Source organism: Caballeronia sp. NCF2 (assembly GCF_023631205.1).
Classification (GTDB): domain Bacteria; phylum Pseudomonadota; class Gammaproteobacteria; order Burkholderiales; family Burkholderiaceae; genus Caballeronia; species Caballeronia zhejiangensis.
The window spans coordinates 198320-219754 of record NZ_JALQDN010000064.1 but is presented as its reverse complement, the minus strand read 5'-3'; the positions used below and the strand labels follow the sequence as shown (position 1 = coordinate 219754).

The window sequence follows — 21435 nt, the reverse complement described above, 5'->3', positions numbered from 1 at the left end:
ATGACGACTCTCGCCGACAAACACGCGGTCGTGACAGGCGGTGGCAGCGGCATCGGCGCATCGTGCGCAGAGGCGCTCGCGCATGCCGGCGCACGCATCACGCTGATGGGCCGCGATCTCGCGCGCCTCGAAGCGCAGCGCGACGCGATGCGCGATTACGCCGACGTCGCGTGCATACGCGTCGATGTGACGAATGAAGCCGCCGTCGCCGAAGCCTTCTCGCGCGCCGGTCCGGCCGATATCCTCGTGAACAACGCAGGCCACGCGCAAGCCGCGCCTTTCACGCAAACCGATGCGGCACTGTGGCAACGCATGATCGACGTCAATCTCACCGGCGTGTTCTTCTGCACGCGCGCCGTGTTGCCGTCGATGCTGGAGCGTGGCTTTGGCCGCATCGTGAATGTCGCGAGCACGGCGGGACAGATCGGTTATGCGTATGTCGCGGCGTATTGCGCAGCGAAGCATGGCGTCATCGGTCTCACGCGCGCGCTCGCTCTCGAAGTCGCGACGAAGGGCATAACCGTCAACGCGGTATGCCCCGGTTATACCGAAACCGAGCTGCTGCGCGCATCGCTCGATCAGATCATGTCGAAGACCGCGCGCAGCGAACAGGACGCACGCGATGCGCTCGTGCGCAACAACCCGCAACGCCGTTTCGTGCAGCCGGAAGAAGTCGCCAACGCCGTGCTATGGCTGTGCGCGCCCGGTTCCGATGCGATGAACGGCCAGTCGATATCCGTATCAGGTGGAGAAGTAACGTGAGCAACATCGCAGGCAACAAGAAGACGAACGCCGCAACCGAGCAGAAAGCGCCGCGCAAGGGCGTGGAGAAACCGGCGGACAACGTCGTCGATCTCGAGATGAGCACCGGCGCCGACAGCCACATGGGACTGCGCTTATGGCTGCGCATGCTGACCACGACGAACCTCGTGCAAGCCGAACTGCGCAAGCGCCTGCGCACCGAGTTCGATACGACCTTGCCGCGCTTCGACCTGATGGCGCAACTCGAACGTCATCCCGAGGGCCTGAAGATGACCGAGCTATCGCGCCGCATGATGGTCACCGGCGGCAATGTGACGGGCATCACGGATCAGCTCGAAAAAGAAGGACTGGTATCGCGTTATGCCGATCCGAACGATCGCCGTTCGACGAGCGTGCGTCTCACGCCGCAAGGCCGCGCCGCGTTCGACAAGATGGCGACCGCGCATGAGCAATGGGTCGTCGAAATGTTCGGCGGTCTCGAACTGAACGAAAAATCGCAGACGCATCAGCGGCTCGGCAAGCTGAAGCAGCATCTGCTGAAGACGCTGAAGGACTAAGGAGACACAGATGAGCTCATCGAGCGCCGATGCGCTTCTCGCCGGCAATCGCGTAACGCTCGCGGACTATCGCGCGACGCACTTCGGATGGTCCGTCACGAACGATGTCGCGACGATCATGCTGAACCGGCCCGAACGCAAGAACCCGCTGACGTTCGGATCGTATGCGGAGTTGCGCGATCTGTTTCGGCAACTCGCCTATGCGACCGATGTGAAAGCCGTCGTGATCCACGGCGCGGGCGACAACTTCTGCTCCGGCGGCGACGTGCATGAAATCATCGCACCGCTGATCGATCTACCGATGCCCGAGCTATTGCTCTTCACACGCATGACGGGCGATCTCGTCAAGGCGATGCGTCATTGCCCGCAGCCGATCATAGCCGCCGTCGATGGCGTCTGCGCGGGCGCGGGCGCGATCCTCGCGATGGCGTCCGACATGCGTCTCGGCACCGCGCGCAGCAAGCTCGCATTTCTCTTTGCGCGCGTCGGTCTCGCGGGCTGCGACATGGGCGCGTGTTCGATTCTGCCGCGCATCATCGGTCAGGGACGCGCTGCCGAATTGCTCTTCACGGGCCGCTCGGCAAGCGGCGAAGAAGGCTATCACTGGGGCTTCTACAACCGCCTTTGCGCACCCGAAACCTTGCTCGACGAAGCCGCGAAGCTCGCGTCCGAACTCGTCGCCGGGCCGACCTTCGCGCACGGCATCACGAAGAAGATGCTGCATCAGGAATGGAGCATGAGCATCGACGAAGCGATCGAATCGGAAGCGCAGGCGCAAGCCATCTGCATGAGCACGCGCGATTTCGAGCGCGCCTATCGCGCGTTCGCGGGGAAGACGCGTCCCGTGTTCGAAGGAGACTGAATGAACGCCGATCCACACAGCGCGCTCGCATGGCCCTTCTTCGATGAGAGACATCGCGAACTCGCACGCGATGCCGATGCATGGGCGAACGAGCATCTGAAGCATGTCGATCACGCCGATACCGACGCGGCCTGCAAGCGCCTCGTGCGCATGCTCGGCGATGCGGGATGGCTCAGGCACTGCATCGGCGGCACCCGATACGGCGCATCGAACGATACGATCGACACGCGCGCCGTGTGCCTGCTGCGCGAAACGCTCGCGAAACACGACAGCCTCGCGGACTTCGCCTTCGCGATGCAAGGGCTCGGCTCGGGCGCCATATCGCTCGCCGGCAGCGATGCGCAGAAAGAGCGCTATTTGCCGCGCGTCGCGAACGGCACTGCATTGGCGGCGTTCGCGTTGTCGGAACCGGAAGCGGGATCGGATGTCGCGGCGATGTCGCTCGATGCGCGCGCCCATGGCGACGCCTACGTGCTGAACGGCGACAAGACGTGGATATCGAACGGCGGCATCGCGGACTTCCATGTCGTGTTCGCGCGCACAGGCGAAGCGCCGGGCTCGCGCGGCATCAGCGCGTTCATCGTCGATGCGGATACGCCCGGCTTGCAGATCGCCGAACGCATCGACGTGATCGCGCCGCATCCGCTCGCGCGCCTGCACTTCGAGAACGCGCGCGTGCCGCGCAGTCAGATGCTGGGCGCCGCGGGCGAAGGCTTCAAGATCGCGATGCGCACGCTCGATATCTTCCGCACGTCGGTGGCGGCGGCATCGCTCGGCTTCGCGCGTCACGCGATGCAGGAAGGGCTCGAACGCGCCGCATCGCGCAAGATGTTCGGCCAGACGCTCGGCGACTTTCAGCTCACGCAGGCGAAGCTCGCGCAGATGGCGTTGACCATCGACACGAGCGCGCTGCTCGTGTATCGCGCCGCGTGGCTGCGCGATCAGGGCGAGAGCGTGACGCGCGAAGCCGCGATGGCGAAATGGCACGCGAGCGAAGGCGCGCAACAGGTCATCGATGCAGCCGTGCAGTTGTGGGGCGGCCTCGGCGTGAAGAGCGGTACGGCGGTCGAATCGCTGTATCGCGAGATACGCGCGCTGCGCATCTATGAAGGCGCGACGGAAGTGCAGCAGTTGATCGTCGGACGCGACTTGCTCAAGGCGCACGGAGCACATCAACGATGACACAACGCTTCGACATGCCGATGCGAATCCGCTTCGCGCACTGCGATCCGGCGGGCATCGTGTACTTTCCGCAATACCTGGTGATGACGAACATGCTCGTCGAAGACTGGTTCGACGATGCGCTCGGCATCGACTACGCGCACATGATCTCGCGGCGCCGCGTCGGACTTCCCATCGTCAAGCTCAATTGCGAGTTCTCGCGACCGAGCCGCATGGGCGAAACGGTGACGCTGTCGCTCGCGGTCGATTCCGTCGGACAGCGCTCGATCCGCATCGACATCGTCTGTCATTGCGACGGCGAAGTGCGCTTTCGCGCGAAGCAGGTCCTCGTGACGACATCGCTCGACGATGGCCGCTCGATCGCCATTCCCGGCGACATCGCCCTCGCGATCGAACGGTTCGCGCCGGGCACGAGCCGCGCACTTCAAGAGGAATCACGCTCATGAAAAAGACCCTTCAGCCTTCGGACTGGATCAAGCCGCGCGGTTACGCGAACGGCGTCGCGGTGCGCGGCACGCAGGTGTTCATCGCGGGGCAGATCGGCTGGGACGAAGAGGCGCGCTTCGTCAGCAACGCATTCGGCGCTCAGGCCGCGCAGGCGCTGCGCAATATCGTGGCCGTGCTGCGCGAAGCGGGCGGCAAGCCGGAGCATCTCGTTCGCATGACGTGGTACGTGACCGACAAGCGCGCGTATCTCGCGGCGGCGAAGGAAATCGGCGCGGCATTCCGCGAGCTGATCGGCGATTACGACATCGCGATGAGTGCGGTGCAAGTCGTCGCGCTCATCGAAGACGATGCGCTGGTGGAGATCGAAGCCACGGCTGTTATCCCCGACTAAGCGGAGGACACGATGGAACGCTCGGCACACATCGATACTTTCGCGCGCGATCATCTGCCGCCGCAGGAACAATGGCCGGTGCTCATGCTCGACAATGCGGACGTCGCTTATCCGGCGCGCGTGAATTGCGCGACCGAATTGCTGGATCGCGCGATCGAAAGCGGACATGGCGATCGCACGGCAATCTGGTCCGATGCGAACGGCGAGCCGCACGCAACGACGTATCGCGAGTTGCGCACGCTCGTGAATCGCAGCGCGCATGTGCTCGTCGATGAAATGGGTTTGCGTCCGGGCAATCGCGTGTTGTTGCGCGGGCCGAATACGTTGCAGATGGCCGTCGCGTTCTTCGCGGCGCTGAAGGCCGGTCTCGTCGTCGTGCCGACGATGCCGCTGCTGCGCGCGAAAGAACTGAAGCAGATCATCGAGAAGGCGCGGATATCGGCGGCGCTATGCGATGTGCGTCTCATGGAAGAACTGCAGCGCTGCACGACGAAAGGCGACGACTTCCATTGCGAAGCGCTCGCGCAAGTGCTGACGTTTCACGACGATGCACCCGCGTCGCTCGAATCGCTGGCTCGAAGCAAGCCCGATCATTTCGATGCCTGCGACACCGCCGCCGACGACGTGTGCCTCATCGCATTCACGAGCGGCACGACCGGCGCGCCGAAAGGCTGCATGCACTTTCATCGCGACGTCCTTGCGATGTGCGATCTGTTCCCGCGACACATCCTGAAGCCCACGGCCGACGATGTGTTCTGCGGCACGCCGCCGCTCGCGTTCACGTTCGGCCTCGGCGGCCTGCTGTGCTTTCCATTGCGCGTGGGCGCGTCGACGATCCTGCTCGAAAAGCTCACGCCCGAAACGCTCCTGCAAACCGTGCAGCGCTTTCGCGCGACGATCATGTTCACTGCGCCGACGTTCTATCGGCAGATGGCGCCGCTCATCGAAGGCTTCGATGTGTCGAGCCTGAAGAAGACCGTGTCGGCGGGCGAAGCGTTGCCCGATTCCACGCGCGCGTCATGGCGCGAAGCGAGCGGCATCGAAATGATCGACGGCATCGGCGGCACGGAGATGATTCATATCTTCGTTTCGTCGGCGGGTGCGGACGTGCGCGAGCACGCGATCGGACGCGCGGTGCCGGGCTATATCGTGCAGGCCGTCGACGATGCGATGCAGCCGGTGCCGCCCGGAACCATCGGCAAGCTCGCGGTGCGCGGCCCGACGGGTTGCCGCTATCTCGCCGATGAACGTCAGTCGAAATTCGTGCGCGACGGCTGGAACTTGCCCGGCGATTCCGTCGTGATCGATGATGACGGTTACGTGTTCTATCAGGCGCGCGCCGACGACATGATCGTATCGGCGGGCTACAACATCTCCGGGCCGGAAGTGGAAAGCGTGCTGATGCAGCATGAAGCGGTGGCGGAATGCGGCGTGATCGGCGTGCCCGATGAAACGCGCGGGCAAGTGGTAAAGGCGTTCGTCGTGCTCAATCCCGGTTTCACCGGCGACGATGCGCTCATCGCTGAATTGCAGGCGTTCGTCAAGCGCACTGTCGCGCCTTACAAGTATCCGCGCATCGTGACGTTTCTAACGGCGTTGCCGCGCACCGAGACGGGCAAGCTCAAGCGCTTCGCGTTGCGCTCGATGTAGCAAGCTCGAAAAACGTTTGCTTGGTAGAGTATGGCTCACGCCCGCCGCGAGGCGGCTTGCCCACTCTTCCGAGCAAACAAGAAAAATGGTTCTGACGCATCGACTCCTTGCCGTTTCCCTCTTTGCCGCATTCGCATTGACGTCGCAAGCCGCATCGGCGGCGAACAAGACGCTCGTGTTCTGTTCCGAAGGCAGCCCCGCCGGTTTCGATTCCGCGCAATACACGACGAGCACCGACTTCGATGCGGGCGCGCATGCGGTCTACGATCAGCTCGTCGAATTCAAGCGCGGCACGCTCGATCTCGTGCCGGGTCTCGCCGAGAAGTGGGATGAGTCCGCGGATGCGAAGACCTTCACGTTTCATCTTCGGCGCGGCGTGAAGTTTCAGTCGACCGCCTGGTTCAAGCCGACGCGCGACTTCGACGCGGACGATGTCGTATTCACGTTCAAGCGCATGATCGATCCGAACGAGCCGTTTCAGAAGGCGAATCCCGTCAGCTTCCCGTATCTGACCGATCTCGGCTACGACAAGAACATTGCATCCGTCGACAAGCTCGACGACTACACCGTGCGCTTCACGTTGAAGACGCCTGATGTCGTGTTCGTGCGCAACATCGCGATGGAGTTCGCATCGATCGTATCGGCGGAATATGCCACGCAACTGCTGAAGCAGGGCAAGCCGGAAGACCTCAATCAGAAGCCAGTGGGCACGGGCGCGTTCGTGTTCCGCGACTATCAGAAGGACGCGACGATCCGCTACGACGCCAATCCGACTTACTGGAACCGCAAGGACGTGCATATCGACAAGCTGGTTTTCTCGATCACGCCCGATGCCGCCGTGCGTCAGCAGAAGCTATCGAGCGGAGAATGCCAGGTGACGTCGTTTCCGCGTCCCGCCGACATTGCCGCAGCGAGGCAGGATCCGAAGCTCACGGTGCTGTCGGGCGTCGGCTTCAACGTCGCGTATGTGGGCTACAACACGACGCACAAGCCGCTCGATAACGTGAACGTGCGCCGCGCGCTCGACATGGCGATCGACAAGCAGGCGATCATCAAGACGGTCTACGAAGGCGCAGCGACCATCGCGACGAATCCGATGCCGCCGTCGCAATGGTCGTATAACAAGGCGCTGAAGGACGCACCGCGCGACCCCGCGAAGGCGAAGGAACTGCTGAAGGAAGCGGGCTTTCCAAACGGCTTCACGATCACGCTATGGGCGATGCCGGTGCAGCGCGGCTATAACCCGAACGCGCGTCTGATGGCGCAACTGATTCAATCGGACTGGGCGAAGATCGGCGTGAAGGCGAACATCGTCACTTACGAATGGGCCGAGTACAACAAGCGCGCGAAGACGAACGGCGAGCACGACGCGATTCTTTACGGCTGGCTCGGCGACAACGGCGATCCCGACAACTGGCTCGGCACGACGCTCGGTTGCGACGCGGTTCACGGCAGCAACATGGCGAAGTGGTGCAACAGGCAGTTCGACGATCTGCTCGCGAAAGCGCGTCTCGTCACCGATCAGAACGCGCGCACGAAGCTCTATGAAGAAGCGCAAGTGGTGTTCAAGGATCAGGTGCCGTACACGCCGCTCGCGCACGCCAACATCTTCCAGCCGATATCGAAACGCGTGCATGGCTATCTGATCAGCCCGCTCGGCGGACATCGTTTCGACGGCATCACGTTCGATTGAGCGATCAGCCACCGCGATACCACGCATCGATGCTGTCGTGCTGCTCGTGTTCGATTGGCGGCGTCTTGGCAGCGTCGGGCATTTCGTGTCCGGTGCTCTTCGCGCGCATCCCGTGAACCGCCCGCGCGCTGTTCTCCTTGTGCGATACATGCTTCACCGCGCTTTCGCACTGCATGTTCGCCGCGCCGCAATCGTGCGCGAACGCAGGCACGGCCGACGACGCCGCGCTCGCGGCGAGAAGAACGGCGATGGTCTCCGCTTTCATGGCAACCCCGTGAATCCGTCGATAAAAAGAGGCGCGATCCGTCGACACGGTTCCCGGAATGAAATCATCGTGCCGGCGGCATCGCGCCCGCTTCATCAAACGCATGGCTCGTGCCAATGACGCGCTGAATCGCTGTGAGCGTTGCGCGTAAAGGGATTGGCGCGTTGAGCGATGATCGCGTCAAGGCGCTCCTGTCGGACCGAGGCCAACGCTTGCGCGTCGCGTGTGCGATGCAATCCGACATTGCAATGATGCGAGTGTCGTTTTCTGCCGATTCAAGGACGCGTGAGCGAAGGCATGCACGCGCCGCGACCCGCACACTCTGATCATTCATCGTGCCGAGGGCCCCGCGCCCCATCGGCGGCCTTCCGCGCGAACGCAACGCAGTCCCTCGCGTTCGCCGCGAAATCAGGAGTGAGACAATTGAGCCTCTCGCACGAGCGCAACGCCCGAAGCAAAACGTCGCCGCATCTCACGCTGGGCGATATCACGGTAGTCGACCATGCCTTGCTGAAACGTGCCGTCGGCGCGATGGCGCTCGGCAACGCCATGGAATGGTTCGACTTTGGCGTGTATAGCTATATCGCCGTCGTGCTGGGGAAAGTATTTTTTCCGTCGAGCAGTCCGTCCGCGCAGTTGATCGCGACCTTCGGCACGTTCGCCGCTGCGTTTCTCGTGCGTCCTGTCGGCGGGATGGTCTTCGGGCCGCTCGGCGACAGGATCGGCCGCCAGCGCGTGCTCGCAATGACGATGATCATGATGGCCGTCGGCACGTTCTGCATCGGCCTGATTCCGAGCTATCACTCGATCGGCATTCTCGCGCCCGTTCTCCTGCTCGTCGCGCGTCTCGTGCAAGGCTTCTCGACGGGCGGCGAATACGGCGGCGCGGCGACGTTCATCGCTGAGTTCTCGACCGATGCGCGGCGCGGCTTCTATGGCAGCTTTCTGGAGGTCGGCACGCTCGCGGGCTATATCCTCGGCGCGGGCACGGTTGCGTTGCTGACCGCCCTGCTCCCGCACGACGCGCTGCTTTCATGGGGATGGCGCGTGCCGTTCATGATCGCGGGTCCGCTCGGGCTGGTCGGCTTGTATATCCGCATGAAGCTCGAAGAGACGCCCGCGTTCAAGAAGGAAGCCGAGACGCGCGAGGCGCATGAACGGTCGCGACCGAAACAATCGTTGGCCGAACTGCTGTCGCGGCAATTCAAGCCGATGATGCAATGCGTCGGCCTCGTGCTGATCTTCAACGTTACCGACTATATGGCGCTGTCGTATCTGCCGAGCTTTCTTTCGGCGACGCTGCACTTCGATGAAACGCACGGCCTGTTTCTCGTGTTGCTCGTGATGATGCTGATGATCCCGATGACGCTCTTCGCGGGCCATCTCTCCGATCTCATCGGCCGCAAGCCGGTGATGATGATCGGCTGCATCGGGCTTTTCGCGCTGTCGATTCCCGCGTTGCTGCTCGTTCAAACGGGCGCGATGCTTCCGGTGTTTCTCGGCTTGCTGATACTCGGCGCGCTGCTATCGACCTTCACCGGCGTGATGCCTTCATCGCTGCCCGCGCTCTTTCCGACGCGCATTCGTTATGGCGCGCTCGCCATCGGTTTCAACGTATCCGTGTCGCTCTTCGGCGGCACGACGCCGCTCGTCACGGCGTGGCTCGTCGATGCGACCGGCAATCTGATGATGCCCGCGTATTACCTGATGGCGGCATCCGTGATTGGCGTGGTGTCCGTGCTCGCGTTGCGCGAGACGGCGCGTCAGCCTTTGCTCGGCTCAGGGCCGTGCGTCGCAACGAAGGCCGAAGCGCTCGCTCTTACGCGCAAGAAGTTGAAGGTGGTGCCGGCGGGCAAGCGCGAGCGTGAGGTCGTGGTGCAGAGGAAGCGAGCGTGAAGGCGTTGGCCGCGAGGACGCAGCCCGTTTTCACCTGATTGGAGCGCGCCGGTAGAGACGTGAAGCCCCCCATATGATGCCTTGGGGGCGGGGGGTTTCAGCGCGGTCAATGAATCATTGCAATCCTAACGGCTGTCTTTCGATGAAACATTCGTATAGGACGCGTCAGGTTCATGCAATCATTGCTGAACGTATTCGAACAAAAGGTTCGTCGAAAGCGATCTGAAGTTCTTGCTGACGTAGAACGTGAACTTGGGCCAGGTCGTCAAGACGAGATGACCCGAGAAAGGCAGCGTCGTTCTTCCGCCGACGTTCTTCGTTTGCGATCCGAAGTAATAAGGATCCGGATAGCTTGGATCTCGCTCCAATTGATCCGGCGGGAGGTTGATATACGCGCGAACCAGGTCGTTATCGCCTGTCGATGGAGCCGCGATTCCAGTGATCAGGCCGGAGACGCGGTACAAACCCTTTGTCTTTATGGCGATAGCACCATCGTTTGCGTCGATCGTGACTGGGTCACCGCCTTGGTTGTTGAGGCCCCAACGACCGTTCCAAACGTTGAAAGTCGAATCATACTCAACCATTTCATCGTCGCGCAGACCGACAAAGAAAATGCAAGACATGGTTATTATCCTTTTGTATCTAGATGTGCATATTGAGCGTCCGCCTCAACAAGACGACAGACGCGAGTAAGCTTAGATATCGATTCGCACGGCGTCGATTGTTGCGAATGAGTTTTTTACAAAAGGAGAAGAGTAACGAAACAAGAATGATCGATGTCAAGCTTTCATGCGGCGGTCAGATCACGAATGGTACACTTCGGCATCCGTAATATTTATGGCAGGGGAAATACGTGAAAAACCACCGCACCGGCATACTCGTCTACGTAGACAATGCTGCCACAATGCTCGAGGAATTCTCGTGGCTGTACAAAAGCTTGATCTTCTCGGGTGCAACTGCGACGTGTGATCTCATCGCCGTCTGCCACCCTGACGCCCTGAAGAAACTTCCTTCAAACGATCGAATTCGATACATCACGGCGCTACCCTTCGCGGACGAGCATGCCACGTGGTCGGACTATAAGTTCATCAATTCGGTAGCAAATCTAGTCAGCCCCGCTGTATTCGACCTCTGTCGTGAGTACGAATACATCCTCAAAACAGATTGCGACACGTTTGTGACTTCTGCGTTAGTCGAGTTTGAGCCATCAGGTCTTTGCCTCGGATTCGGCGCATATGCTTATGCGGAGTCGGTCCGTCGAAAACTAGCCGAATGCAGTGAGCGATGGGGGTTCCCGCATAACGGCACGCACAACGTGGGCGCGTCGGTTCTCGGCCCTACGGAAATGGTGCTGAACTTTTTGGCTTCTCAGATGGAAAATTGCGAACGTCTTCTGCAAGAAGAGTTCGCCGACTTTACGGGCGAGTGGCCGGGCTGGAGCAAGCAGGTTTTGACCATGTACGCTGGCGAACTTGCCCTGCGCCTCACGTATCCGCAACGCTGTTCGCTTGGCTTACTTGATCACTTCACCTCGGGAGATCGAAAAATTGCAAGCGATGTCCTGCACATTCACGCGTGGCACACGGACAGTTATTGGTCGAAGCACGACTTTCGAGCGGGAAAATATGGAACGATCGAACTGGGGCACATTGATCGAACAACCTTGGGTGGCTATTGTCATTGGCTCGCCGCGGCTACATTAGACGAAGTTAAGGCCGCGGCACGAACGTTATCACGCTAGGGCGGCATTCATCCCCCGACCGCATCTCTCAACGCCTCTAGAAACCTGACATAAGCCGTCGCACCGGGATCCGCGTGCCCGATGCTGCGCTCCTGCACCCATGCCGCGCGGCCCTTCTTCGACTGCATCGTGGCAGTCGCGCTGACCTGCTCGCGTGCCTTGGCGACCATGGCATCGAGTGTGTCCGTCGCGCTGCCTTGCGATGCGGCCAGCACATCGAGACTCGGCACGAGCGCATCGAGCACGGTCTTGTCGCCGACCTGACTCTTGCCGCGTTCGATGATGCGCGCCGCCACCGCCTGACCGATCGCAAGCGCATCGTCGCGGCCGATCGCGTCCTTGTCCTTCACCGTCTTCGCCGCTGCAATCAATCCGCCGCCGACGAGCGCCGCGAACGTCGACGGATTCGCCGTCGAGAATGCCTTGGCCGCGGCCAGCATGATGTCGTTCAACGACGCCTCGTCGGGCAATGCGTTCAACGCTTTCACGACTGCCGTCGATCCCGCCTGCACCGTGATGCCGAGATCGCCATCGCCGAGCGCCGCGTCGAGATCGCGCAGTTCATCGGCGTGTGCGGGAAGCGCGTTCAGCGCGCGCGTGAGGATGTCCCGCAGTTCCTTGCTCGTCACACTCATTGCACGCTCCTTTCAGGATTCGGTGCCGTCGCGGAAGAACGGCGAACGCGCGGGCGCTTCGAGCAGCGCCTCGAGTTCGTCGTCGAGCAGCATGATCGTGATCGATGCGCCCGCCATCTCGAGACTCGTCACGTATTCGCCGACATACGAGCGCGCGATTTTCAGCCCTTCATCGGCGATGAGTTTCGCCGAATGCCGGTACAGCAGATAGAGCTCTTCGAGCGGCGTCGCGCCGAGGCCGTTGACGAGCAACGCGACGCGCGAGCCTTTCGGCGCGGCGAGATCGCCGACGATCTGCTTCGTGATGCGCTCGGCGATGGCATCGGCGGATTCGAGCTTGCCGCGATGCGTGCCGGGTTCGCCGTGTATGCCGATGCCGATTTCCATCTCGCCTTCGGGCAGCGTGAACGTCGGTTTGCCTGCGGCGGGCAGGATGGTCGGCGAGAGGCCGACGCCCATCGTGCGGCAATTCGCGTTGGCCTTGGCGCAGATGCGCGCGACGTCGTCGAGCGAATCGCCGCGTTCTGCTGCGGCGCCAGCGCATTTGAATGCGAAGACCATGCCGGCGACGCCGCGTCGGTCGGCGGCGCGGTCTTTCGGTGCGGAGGCGACATCGTCGGTCAGCACGACCGTTTTGATGTCGATGCCTTCGGCTTCCGCGAGGTCCGCGGCGAGATCGAAGTTGAGCACGTCGCCGCCGTAGTTGCCGTAGACGTAGAGCACGCCTGCATCGCCGTTGACTGCTTTCGTCGCTTCGAATATCTGTTCCGATGATGGCGATGAGAAGACGTTGCCTACTGCCACGCCGGCGCATAGGCCCTCGCCTACGTAGCCGAGGAAGCCGGGCATGTGGCCCGAGCCACCGCCGGTGACGATGCCTACGCGGCCTTGCGTCGGGGCGTCAGCGCGGACGAGTGCGCGTTTGTCTTCTGTCGCGGGTTTGATCCATTTTGGATGCGCTATCAGCAGGGATTCGATGATTTCATCGACGAAGGCTTCAGGGTTGTTGATGATCTTCTTCATCTCTTTGTTTGCTCCTTGTTTCGGTTCGGTTCGGTTCTGTTCTGTTCGCTTGCGTTTGTGTGGAAGCCTGATTTCGTGTCGGTCTATTAGCACTGCCCCTGTGCGGGGCGGCACTCACTTTCTTTGCTGCTGCAAAGAAAGTAAGCAAAGAAAGCAGCTTCCGATACGCCCGCGGTCACACGCAATTTGGGTAGTCCTCTCGTCCTTCGTGGGCTGCCTAACGAGTGCCCTCATAGGCCCCATCGGACTTGGCTCGTGCACGGTCCGTCTCATCGCACCACACGCCAAACGGGTTCAGCACCAAATAGCTCCGGCCCGCTTCGCGGCCGACCGGTCAATCGGGAGTGCATGTGCTTCTCTGCTAACGTCTCCATCTCACTGCAATCGCCGCCCTTTGGTTTCCCTTGCATACCCGGCGGCAGCGCGTAGCGCTGTGCCGGAGCTGTTTCGTGCTGAACCGGCGCGCTCGAAGTTATTGGGCGGCGGACCGTGCGCGAGCCAAGCCGGATGGGGCTTATGAGGGCACTCTTTAGGCGAGTGCCGCCGTGGACGAGAGAACTACCCAAATTGCGTGTGACCGCGGGCGGTGACGAGCTGCTTTCTTTGGTTACTTTCTTTGCAGCAGCAAAGAAAGTGACTGCCGCCCCGCACAGGGGCAACGCTAATAGACCGACACGACAGCGGGATCCGGCGATAAAAAGCAGAAACCATCAAACCTTCCTCCGCTGACTAAGCGCATCGAGCAAGACCGCAGCAAAGATGACACCGCCTTGAATGAACTGCGTCCAGAACGGATTCACCCCAAGAAGAGAGAGCCCAACATTGATGACCCCAATCAGCACGACACCGATAAAAGTCCCGACGATGGACCCACGCCCGCCCGCCAGCGAAGTCCCCCCAATCACAATAGCCGCGATAACCTGCAACTCCAGCCCATTAGCCGCCGAAGGCAAAGCGGAATTCAACCGCCCGGCGAGCACGATGCCTGCAATCGCCGCCGTCGCACCGGCAAGCATGTAAGTGAAGAACACCACACGTCGAACCGGAATCCCGGCAAGCCGCGCCGCTTCCTGATTCCCGCCGACGGCGAACACCTGATGCCCGAACGTCGTCTTGCGCAGCAACACATGTCCGACGACGAACACGACGAGCATCACGACCATCGGCATAGGCAAGCCAGCAACGGTCTTCGCACCGAACATCGTGAACGCGTCAGGAAAATCGAACTTGGTGCGGCCGTCGGAAATGGCGAGCGTCAGGCCACGCGCCATGGCCATCGCGGCAAGCGTGACGATGAACGGCACGAGCCTCAGCCACGAAATCACGAGCCCATTCAGCGCGCCCGCGAACGCGCCCACCGCGAGCGCCACGCACAACCCCGCAACGCCCAATCCGACCGCGCCCGGACTCGACCCCGCCATGACGGTCGCCGCGACCATCCCGCTCAACGCAACGAGCGATCCGACAGAAAGATCGATGCCGGACGTGATGATGACGAACGTCCCGCCCACCGCCGCGATGCCGACCACAGACACCTGCACCATGATGTTGGTCAGCGTGCTCGTCGTAAGAAACTCGGGCGATGCAATCGACAACGCAATACAGATGATGACGAGCGCCGCGAACAAAGGTCCGATGCCGCTCCTCAACTGACGGATCACACGGCGCGACAGCGCCTCCGTATCCGAACGATCGGCTGCCGTGGAGGTCATGCGCCTGCTCCTGTCGTTGCCCACTGAATGACCGTTTCCGAATCCGCCTTGTCGCGCGCGATCTCGGTCACGATGCTGCCGCGATACATCACCAGCACGCGATCCGACATGCCCAGCAACTCCGGCAGCTCCGAACTCACCATGACGACCGCCGCGCCCGCGCGCGCCATCGTCACCATGTGCGCGTAGATCTCCGACTTCGCGCCCACGTCGATGCCGCGCGTCGGTTCATCGAGCATGATGACGACCGGACTCGTCGCCGTCGCGCGGCCAAGAATCACCTTCTGCTGATTGCCGCCCGAAAGCGTTCCCGTGATCTGCAACACCGAAGACGCACGCACGCCGAAGCGCGCACTCGCTTCCTGCGCGAGCCTGCGCTTCTTCACGCGGCTCACGAAGCCGCCGCTCGCCAGCGCCTTGAGGCTCGACAGCGCGACGTTCTCTTCGATATTCGCCTCCAGCACCAGCCCTTCGAGCTTGCGATCCTCCGACGTATAGACAAGCCCATGACGCACGCCTTGCGTCGGCGAATGATTGCTGACCTTCTTCCCCTTGACGAGAATCTCGCCGCTCGTCACCGGCAACGCGCCGAAGATCGTCTTCAGCAGCTCGGTGCGTCCCGCACCCGCGATGCCCGCAATGCCGACGATCTCGCCCGCGCGCACCGTGAAGCTCGCATTGCGCAGAAGCGGCGCGCTCGCGAGATTGCGCACTTCGAGCACGACCGGACCATACTCGCGCGGCTCCCACGGATAGAACGATTCGAGATTGCGCGCGACCATCGCCTGCACGAGATCGGCTTCGGTCCATGCGGACATCGGGCGCGCGCCGACGGTCGCGCCATCGCGCATCACGACAGCGGAATCCGCAAGCTCGAACACCTCCTCCAGATGATGCGAGATGAAGATGATGCCCATGCCTTCCGCGCGCAAGCGGCGCACGACCGCATACAGATTCTCGATGTCGTGGCTTTGCAGCGCGGCAGTCGGTTCGTCCATCACGAGGATGCGCGCATCGCGTGCAATCGCCTTCGCCACTTCGACGAGTTGCCGCTTGTTCAACGGCAGATCGCCGAGCCGCATCCAGGGCGGCACGTTGTCGAGGCCGACGCGCGCGAGCGCTTCGCGCGCCATCGTGTTCGCCTCGCGCATCATCACGAAGCCGTTGCGCGAAGGCATGCGGCCGAGGAACAGATTTTCCGCGACCGTCATGTCGTTGATGAGCGAAAGCTCCTGATAAATGACGGCCACGCCCGCATCGATTGCCGCATTCGTGCCACGCGCGAGCGGCATGCCGTCGATCTCGATCGTGCCTTCGTCGGGTTCATATGCGCCCGACAACACCTTCACGAGCGACGACTTGCCCGCCCCGTTCTCGCCGACGATCGCCATCACGTGACCCGCCTGCAACTCCAGGCTCACGCCACGCAGCGCCTTCACGCCGGGGAAGCTCTTGACGATGCCCTGCATGTGCAACAACGGCTTCGCCGCGTGCGAAGCCGTGTGCGCGAGTGCTGCCGTTTCGACTGTCATGTCGCGCGTTCCGGTTGGCCTTACTGCTTCACTTCCTCGGACCACAGGCCGTACTTCTTCACTTCGTCCGAATCGATGTTCGACTTGTCGATGAGCATCGTCGGCCACGCATAGTTCGCGGGCACGTCCTTCTTCGCGTTGTAATCCGCGATGAACTGCAGCGACTTCGCCGCCATCTGGATCGGGTTCTGCGAGATCGTCGCATCCTGCTTGCCCGCGCGAATCGCCGACAGCGCCTGCGCGGTGCCGTCCGCGCCGATCACGAGAATGTGCTCCTTGTCGCCCAGCGGCTTGTAGCGGCCCGCATTGTCGATGGCCTTTTCCGCGCCCACCGTGTTGTCATCGTTGGCGCCGAACACCGCATCGATCTGCGGGAACTTCTGCAGGATGCTCGTCATCGCGTTGAGCGACTTCTCCTGGTCGAACGCGCCTTCCTGACGCGCGACGACCTTGATGTTCGGATACTTCGCGATCTCTTCGCTGAAGCCCTTTTCGCGATCCGTCGCGGCGGTCGTGCCGACAAGACCGATCAGGTCGACCACGTTGCCCTTCTCTTCGCCATAGCGCTTCTTCAGTTGCTCGGCGATCCACTTCGCTCCCGTCTGCCCCAACGCGACGTTATCCGATGCAACGAAGGACGTGACCTTGCCGCCATCCGATCCGCGATCGAGCGTGAAGACGGGTATGTTCATCGAGTTGGCTTTCTCGACAGCGGGAATGATCGCCTTCGAATCGATCGGATTCAGCACGAGCGCCGTCACGCCCTGACTCAGCAGATTGATCGCATCGTTGACCTGCTGCTGCGCGTCGCCGTTCGCGTTGGTCTGCACGAGCTCGAAGCCCTGATCCTTCGCGCCGCGCTCCACGCCCGCCTTCAATCCGACGAAGAACGCGTTGTTCAAAGTCGCGATCGAAAAGCCGATCTTCGTCTTGCCGCCCGCCGAGGTTGCGGCCGGCGCACTCGCCGGCGCGCTAGCCGCCGCGTTCGCGCCCGATGCCGCGTTGGTGCTGCTTGTCGACGACGAGTTGTCGCTCTTCGAGCATCCGCTCAACGCGGCCGCCGCGCAGAGCAACGCCGCGCCCGTGGATTTGCCGAACGTTCCCCAACTGTCGAATCTTGCCGAGCTCCAGGCCATGACTGTCTCCGTTGTACGAGTTGTTCAATGCGATTTGTTCTTGCGATGAGGCATCGCTTCCCGTCACGCGCGTATCAGCGATCCTCCGTATTGCGCTTGCCGTATGTCTTGAACTTCTCCAGCACTTCTTCCATCTGTTGATCGGAAAGCAAAGGCGGTGCGCCGATCTGCAACGCCAGCAGATATTGCTTCGCGAGCACTTCCACTTCATGCGCGAGCCACACGGCGCGCGAGAGATCGGTGCCGAGCGCGATCACGCCATGATGCGCGAGCAGACATGCGCGACGCTCGTCGAGCGCGGCAAGCGCGTGATCCGACAATGCCTGGCTGCCGAAGATCGCATAAGACGCGCAACGTATCGACTTGCCGCCCGCCGCCGCGACCATGTAATGCAGCGCGGGAATGTCGCGGCCATGAATGGCGAGCGCGGTCGCGGCGATCGAATGCGTATGCACGACCGCATGAATATCGTCACGCGCGCGCAGGATGTCGCGATGAATGCGCCATTCCGACGACGGCCGTGCGATGCGAAGAATGTCGGCATCGTCGGTAACGTCGAGCGGCAGCCACACGATCTGCTGCTCGTCGAGCTCGCGCGCCGACACGCCGCTCGGCGTGACAAGAAAGCCATCGCGATACCGCGCGCTCACATTGCCCGATGTGCCCTGATTGATGCCGAGCCGCTCCATTTCGAGCGACGTATCGACGATCGCGCGGCGCAACGCGCTTTCATCGGCCGCGATCATGCGGCGGTCCCCTCTGCGTCGAACAGCGTGCGCAACGAGCGCTCGAACGGCGCGCGCACGATGCCGCGTTCCGTGATGAAGCCGCTGACGAGCGCATGCGGCGTCACGTCGAACGCGGGATTGCGCGCCTGCATCGCATCGGGCGCGATGCGTCGTCCGGCGAGATGCGTGATTTCCTCGGCGTCGCGCTCTTCGATTTCGATGCGCGATCCGCTTGCCGTTTGCAGATCGAGCGTCGATGAAGGACACGCGACATAGAACGGAATGCCGTAGTGATTCGCTGCGATGGCAAGTCCGAGCGTGCCGATCTTGTTGGCGAAATCGCCGTTCGCCGCGACGCGATCCGTCCCGACGATCACGAGATCGACGAGCCCTTGCGACATGATCGATGCGGCCGCGCTATCCATGATGAGCGTGACGTCGACGCCCGCCTGCTGCAATTCGAACGCGGTAAGCCGCGCGCCTTGCAGAAGCGGACGCGTTTCATCGGCGTAGACCTTGAACGCGAGGCCCGCGCGACGCGCCGCATAGATCGGCGCGGTGGCCGTGCCGATGCCCGTCGTCGCGAGCGCGCCCGCATTGCAGTGCGTGAGCACGCCGATGCCTTCGCGTATCAACGGCATGCCATGCTCGCCGATGCCTTCGCACAGCGCGCGATCTTCATCGTGGATTCGCTTCGCTTCTTCGACGAGCGCCGCGTGAAGCGTCGCGCTATCTTTCGCGTCGATATCGCGTGCGTGACGCAGCATGCGCCGCACGCCCCAGCTCAGGTTCACCGCGGTAGGCCGCGCCGTTTCGAGCCAGTTCGCATGACGTTCCAGCTCCGCGCGATACAGCGCAACCGGAAGCGTCGTCGAATCACGCATCGCGATGCAAAGCCCGTACGCCGCCGCCACGCCGATAGCCGGCGCCCCGCGCACGCGCAACTCGCGGATGGCGCGCCATACCGCTTTCACGTCGGCGATGTTCTCCACGACGATCTCATGCGGCAGACGCGTCTGATCGAGCAGCAGCAGATCGCCGTCGCGCCATTCGATCGTCGGGGGAAGCGTGCTGAACAAGGGCTGCGAAGCCATGAAGTCTCCTGTCACATCGTCGCGGTGTCGCGTTGAATTTCGCGCGCGAGCACCGCAACCTGTTCGATATCGCCAAACGTCGCGCGTCCAACGAGCAACGCTTCCGCGCAACGCAGGCAACGCACTTCGATACGCGCGCGCGCCTCGGCATCCGGAATGCGCGTGATCTCCGCCACCTTCGCCATGCCGACGATGCGGCGAATCATCTTGCAGCCCGCGAAGCCCAGCGTATCCGCGAGCAAACGCCGCATGAAATGCGCGCGATACGCGCTGAGCGCGCGGCTTTCCGCTTGCCCGCCGATGAAGCGCCGCTTGCTGCGGCTCTCGTGATCGCGCCACAGTTCGAGAAACTGCGCGCTGAAGCCGGTCCAGATGCGCGTCATCTGTTCGAGCAGCCATTCCTGATACGCGACGGGATCGCGTCCGTCGATGCGGCCGTGCCAGTCGCGCGAGAAATATGCGAGCAGCAGATTCGCGATGAGCGCGCCGACGTCGAAGCCCATCGGTCCATAGAACGCGAACTCCGGATCGATCACGAAGGTTTCGTCTTCGTTGACCATGATCGAGCCGGTATGCAGATCGCCATGCAGCAAGGTCTCGGCGTGATTCATGAACGCCCACTTCATGTCGGCGGCCGCGATGCGCAAAGGCTCGTGCGTTCGCAACCTTTCGATCGCGGCCTTCGGCAAGGCGGGGCTATACATGTTCGACGGATGATCCTCGAACGGATACGTGAAGACGAGATCCTCGGTGATCTTGCATAGCTCCGAGTTGACCGCGGCGCTCGCGGCCTGCTTCTTGATATCGGGCGCGAGAAAGAGATCTGAGCCGTAGAACAGCGTATGCGCGAGATAGCTCGACAGATGATTCGCGAGACGCGGATACGTCGTGCCATCCATCAGACCTTGACGAAGAATGCGATGCGACGCGAGATGCTGCATCACCATCAGAAAGCGCTTGCTGTCGGCGTGATAAACCTTCGGCACATGCTGCGGACACAGCGCGCCGAAGCGCCGCAACGCCGCGACTTCATGCTCCATGCGCTGACATGAAAGCGGCCACGTCTTGCCGACGAGCCGCAGGAACGGCGGCGCCTGCTTGACGACGACACTGCGCTGCGGCGTCTTCGCGTTGGTCACGAAGTACACATAGTTCAGATTGCCATCGCCGACTTCGACGACTTCGAGATCGTCGGGCTCGCCCAGCAACGCGCGCACGTCGGGCACGCCGCCGAGATAGGCAGCGAGTTCCTGCGCGGTGAAAGCTTCAAACTCCATCGGTGTCTCCTCCGATGTTGCCCGTGCGCGCATCGCAGTCAGCGACGCTTGCGCACCAGATCGAACTTGAAGATGCTCGTGTTGTAGTAGTCGTTGCTATAGCAAAGCGGCTCGCCGCTCTGATCGAAATCCACTTCGTCCAGCAGCAGAAACAGACCGAAACCGTCGCCCAGTTCGGGCAGATCGCGCGGCGTGAGAATGGTCGGCTGTATCGACGTATGTGTATGCGACAGCCGCCGTCCCGTGCGCTCGAACATGCCGAAAAGCGATTCGCCCAGATCGCCTTCGGCCGCATCGAACACGCGCTTCGGGATCGTGTCGATGCAATACGCGGCGATGGCGTCGTCCGCGCGCCGCACGCGCTCGATTCGCACGCATGGATCGCCGGGCCTGATCGCGAGCTTTTCCGCGAGACTTTCCGATGCGGCGACTGTGTCCGTGTGGATGCGACTCGTCGATGGCACTGCGCCCACGCTGCGAATCATGTCCGTCACCGACATCAGATCATCGAGTCCGCCGTGCAGCTTCAGCGAAATTTGTCTGATGAAGGTGCCCTTGCCTTGCTGACGCGACAGCAAGCCATGCGAGATCATCTGCGCAACCGCTTCGCGCAAGCTCGACCGTCCGACGCCGAGCAGCTCGCAAAGCTCTATTTCAGTGGGAATCTGGTCGCCGGGCTTGAGCTTGCGCTCGCGGATCATGGTGAGGAGCGACTCCTGGATCTTGTCGCTCATCGATCGCTCGACGCTCAGTCGCATGAGGCTCTCTCGGATGACAGTCCATGAAATATACATCAGACGTCTGATGTTTCCGTAGGGACTTTCCCGAAGCGTTTACTGCTTTATACAAGCG

At 61.9% G+C, this 21435-nt stretch carries 21 protein-coding genes; 10 read left to right on the top strand and 11 right to left on the bottom strand.

All coding sequences use genetic code 11. From position 1 onward, the window contains the following. The 8 genes from NCS02_RS24120 to NCS02_RS24085 all read left to right on the top strand — a co-directional run bounded on the left by NCS02_RS24120 (position 1) and on the right by NCS02_RS24085 (position 7544). On the top strand, positions 1-762 hold the full coding sequence (locus tag NCS02_RS24120) for an SDR family NAD(P)-dependent oxidoreductase (protein WP_008347491.1): 762 nt from the start codon (positions 1-3) through the stop codon (positions 760-762). After that, complete coding sequence (locus NCS02_RS24115) at positions 759-1319, top strand: MarR family winged helix-turn-helix transcriptional regulator (RefSeq protein ID WP_008347489.1); 561 nt, start codon at positions 759-761, stop codon at positions 1317-1319. The genes NCS02_RS24120 and NCS02_RS24115 overlap by 4 nt, the downstream gene beginning before the upstream one ends. 10 nt (positions 1320-1329) lie before the next feature. After that, positions 1330-2181 carry an enoyl-CoA hydratase family protein gene (locus NCS02_RS24110; protein WP_008347487.1) on the top strand — a complete coding sequence of 284 codons (852 nt, stop codon included), beginning with the start codon at positions 1330-1332 and terminating at the stop codon, positions 2179-2181. Beyond that, a complete protein-coding gene (locus tag NCS02_RS24105) occupies positions 2182-3363 on the top strand; it encodes an acyl-CoA dehydrogenase family protein (protein ID WP_250503540.1) in 1182 nt (393 codons plus the stop codon). Next, a complete protein-coding gene (locus NCS02_RS24100; RefSeq protein WP_008347484.1) occupies positions 3360-3809 on the top strand; it encodes an acyl-CoA thioesterase in 450 nt (149 codons plus the stop codon). Before NCS02_RS24105 ends, NCS02_RS24100 begins: the two co-directional genes overlap by 4 nt. Beyond that, positions 3806-4201: a RidA family protein gene (locus tag NCS02_RS24095; RefSeq protein WP_008347482.1), complete on the top strand. Its 396-nt coding sequence runs from the start codon at positions 3806-3808 to the stop codon at positions 4199-4201. The genes NCS02_RS24100 and NCS02_RS24095 overlap by 4 nt, the downstream gene beginning before the upstream one ends. Before the next feature lie 12 nt (positions 4202-4213). Further along, a complete protein-coding gene (locus NCS02_RS24090; protein WP_250458536.1) occupies positions 4214-5851 on the top strand; it encodes an AMP-binding protein in 1638 nt (545 codons plus the stop codon). Positions 5852-5936: 85 nt separating this feature from the next. Beyond that, positions 5937-7544, top strand: coding sequence for an ABC transporter substrate-binding protein (locus NCS02_RS24085; protein WP_250503539.1), 1608 nt, complete (start codon positions 5937-5939; stop codon positions 7542-7544). 4 nt (positions 7545-7548) lie between these two features. On the opposite strand, the gene NCS02_RS24080 is transcribed toward NCS02_RS24085, so the two are convergent. Then, positions 7549-7809, bottom strand: coding sequence for a hypothetical protein (locus NCS02_RS24080; RefSeq protein WP_175980500.1), 261 nt, complete (start codon positions 7807-7809; stop codon positions 7549-7551). Between the two features lie 423 nt (positions 7810-8232). Between NCS02_RS24080 and proP the strand changes: the two genes are divergently transcribed. Then, positions 8233-9705, top strand: a complete 1473-nt coding sequence (proP, locus tag NCS02_RS24075) for a glycine betaine/L-proline transporter ProP (RefSeq protein WP_175980499.1) — start codon at positions 8233-8235, stop codon at positions 9703-9705. A 179-nt stretch (positions 9706-9884) separates the two neighbouring features. Here the strand turns inward: proP and NCS02_RS24070 are convergent, their stop codons facing one another. Continuing rightward, positions 9885-10328, bottom strand: coding sequence for a hypothetical protein (locus NCS02_RS24070; protein ID WP_250503538.1), 444 nt, complete (start codon positions 10326-10328; stop codon positions 9885-9887). 230 nt (positions 10329-10558) lie between these two features. Between NCS02_RS24070 and NCS02_RS24065 the strand changes: the two genes are divergently transcribed. Further along, the gene (locus NCS02_RS24065) at positions 10559-11446 is read left to right on the top strand and encodes a DUF7164 domain-containing protein (RefSeq protein ID WP_250503537.1); all 888 of its coding nucleotides are present in this window, start codon (positions 10559-10561) and stop codon (positions 11444-11446) included. Between the two features lie 8 nt (positions 11447-11454). Here NCS02_RS24065 and NCS02_RS24060 read toward each other — a convergent pair whose 3' ends face one another. The 9 genes from NCS02_RS24060 to NCS02_RS24020 form a co-directional block, all read right to left on the bottom strand. Next, positions 11455-12081 (bottom strand): DAK2 domain-containing protein, encoded by a 627-nt coding sequence (locus NCS02_RS24060; protein WP_250503536.1) that lies wholly within the window; start codon positions 12079-12081, stop codon positions 11455-11457. Positions 12082-12093: 12 nt separating this feature from the next. After that, entirely contained in the window at positions 12094-13104 is a 1011-nt protein-coding gene (locus NCS02_RS24055) for a dihydroxyacetone kinase subunit DhaK (protein ID WP_008347470.1), read from the bottom strand. 710 nt (positions 13105-13814) lie between these two features. Then, on the bottom strand, positions 13815-14816 hold the full coding sequence (locus NCS02_RS24050; RefSeq protein ID WP_175983266.1) for an ABC transporter permease: 1002 nt from the start codon (positions 14814-14816) through the stop codon (positions 13815-13817). After that, positions 14813-16348: a sugar ABC transporter ATP-binding protein gene (locus NCS02_RS24045; RefSeq protein ID WP_175983267.1), complete on the bottom strand. Its 1536-nt coding sequence runs from the start codon at positions 16346-16348 to the stop codon at positions 14813-14815. The genes NCS02_RS24050 and NCS02_RS24045 overlap by 4 nt, the downstream gene beginning before the upstream one ends. Before the next feature lie 20 nt (positions 16349-16368). Beyond that, on the bottom strand, positions 16369-17484 hold the full coding sequence (locus NCS02_RS24040; RefSeq protein WP_008347464.1) for a sugar ABC transporter substrate-binding protein: 1116 nt from the start codon (positions 17482-17484) through the stop codon (positions 16369-16371). 74 nt (positions 17485-17558) lie between these two features. Beyond that, complete coding sequence (locus NCS02_RS24035) at positions 17559-18230, bottom strand: L-fuculose-phosphate aldolase (protein ID WP_250503535.1); 672 nt, start codon at positions 18228-18230, stop codon at positions 17559-17561. Further along, a complete protein-coding gene (gene mtnA / locus NCS02_RS24030) occupies positions 18227-19306 on the bottom strand; it encodes an S-methyl-5-thioribose-1-phosphate isomerase (protein ID WP_175983268.1) in 1080 nt (359 codons plus the stop codon). Before mtnA ends, NCS02_RS24035 begins: the two co-directional genes overlap by 4 nt. 11 nt (positions 19307-19317) lie before the next feature. Further along, a complete protein-coding gene (mtnK, locus tag NCS02_RS24025) occupies positions 19318-20583 on the bottom strand; it encodes an S-methyl-5-thioribose kinase (RefSeq protein ID WP_250503534.1) in 1266 nt (421 codons plus the stop codon). A gap of 38 nt (positions 20584-20621) precedes the next feature. Next, complete coding sequence (locus NCS02_RS24020; protein ID WP_239295565.1) at positions 20622-21317, bottom strand: GntR family transcriptional regulator; 696 nt, start codon at positions 21315-21317, stop codon at positions 20622-20624. Between the last annotated feature and the right edge of the window lie 118 nt (positions 21318-21435).

What these genes read in the sequence shown, in the direction of transcription:
- NCS02_RS24120 (WP_008347491.1), top strand. Translation starts at nt 1, where the DNA reads ATGACGACTCTCGCCGACAAACACGCGGTCGTGACAGGCGGTGGCAGC.
- NCS02_RS24110 (WP_008347487.1), top strand. Translation starts at nt 1,330, where the DNA reads ATGAGCTCATCGAGCGCCGATGCGCTTCTCGCCGGCAATCGCGTAACG.
- NCS02_RS24105 (WP_250503540.1), top strand. Translation starts at nt 2,182, where the DNA reads ATGAACGCCGATCCACACAGCGCGCTCGCATGGCCCTTCTTCGATGAG.
- NCS02_RS24100 (WP_008347484.1), top strand. Translation starts at nt 3,360, where the DNA reads ATGACACAACGCTTCGACATGCCGATGCGAATCCGCTTCGCGCACTGC.
- NCS02_RS24095 (WP_008347482.1), top strand. Translation starts at nt 3,806, where the DNA reads ATGAAAAAGACCCTTCAGCCTTCGGACTGGATCAAGCCGCGCGGTTAC.
- NCS02_RS24090 (WP_250458536.1), top strand. Translation starts at nt 4,214, where the DNA reads ATGGAACGCTCGGCACACATCGATACTTTCGCGCGCGATCATCTGCCG.
- NCS02_RS24085 (WP_250503539.1), top strand. Translation starts at nt 5,937, where the DNA reads ATGGTTCTGACGCATCGACTCCTTGCCGTTTCCCTCTTTGCCGCATTC.
- NCS02_RS24080 (WP_175980500.1), bottom strand. Translation starts at nt 7,809, where the DNA reads ATGAAAGCGGAGACCATCGCCGTTCTTCTCGCCGCGAGCGCGGCGTCG.
- NCS02_RS24070 (WP_250503538.1), bottom strand. Translation starts at nt 10,328, where the DNA reads ATGTCTTGCATTTTCTTTGTCGGTCTGCGCGACGATGAAATGGTTGAG.
- NCS02_RS24060 (WP_250503536.1), bottom strand. Translation starts at nt 12,081, where the DNA reads ATGAGTGTGACGAGCAAGGAACTGCGGGACATCCTCACGCGCGCGCTG.
- NCS02_RS24055 (WP_008347470.1), bottom strand. Translation starts at nt 13,104, where the DNA reads ATGAAGAAGATCATCAACAACCCTGAAGCCTTCGTCGATGAAATCATC.
- NCS02_RS24050 (WP_175983266.1), bottom strand. Translation starts at nt 14,816, where the DNA reads ATGACCTCCACGGCAGCCGATCGTTCGGATACGGAGGCGCTGTCGCGC.
- NCS02_RS24045 (WP_175983267.1), bottom strand. Translation starts at nt 16,348, where the DNA reads ATGACAGTCGAAACGGCAGCACTCGCGCACACGGCTTCGCACGCGGCG.
- NCS02_RS24040 (WP_008347464.1), bottom strand. Translation starts at nt 17,484, where the DNA reads ATGGCCTGGAGCTCGGCAAGATTCGACAGTTGGGGAACGTTCGGCAAA.
- NCS02_RS24035 (WP_250503535.1), bottom strand. Translation starts at nt 18,230, where the DNA reads ATGATCGCGGCCGATGAAAGCGCGTTGCGCCGCGCGATCGTCGATACG.
- mtnA (WP_175983268.1), bottom strand. Translation starts at nt 19,306, where the DNA reads ATGGCTTCGCAGCCCTTGTTCAGCACGCTTCCCCCGACGATCGAATGG.
- mtnK (WP_250503534.1), bottom strand. Translation starts at nt 20,583, where the DNA reads ATGGAGTTTGAAGCTTTCACCGCGCAGGAACTCGCTGCCTATCTCGGC.
- NCS02_RS24020 (WP_239295565.1), bottom strand. Translation starts at nt 21,317, where the DNA reads ATGAGCGACAAGATCCAGGAGTCGCTCCTCACCATGATCCGCGAGCGC.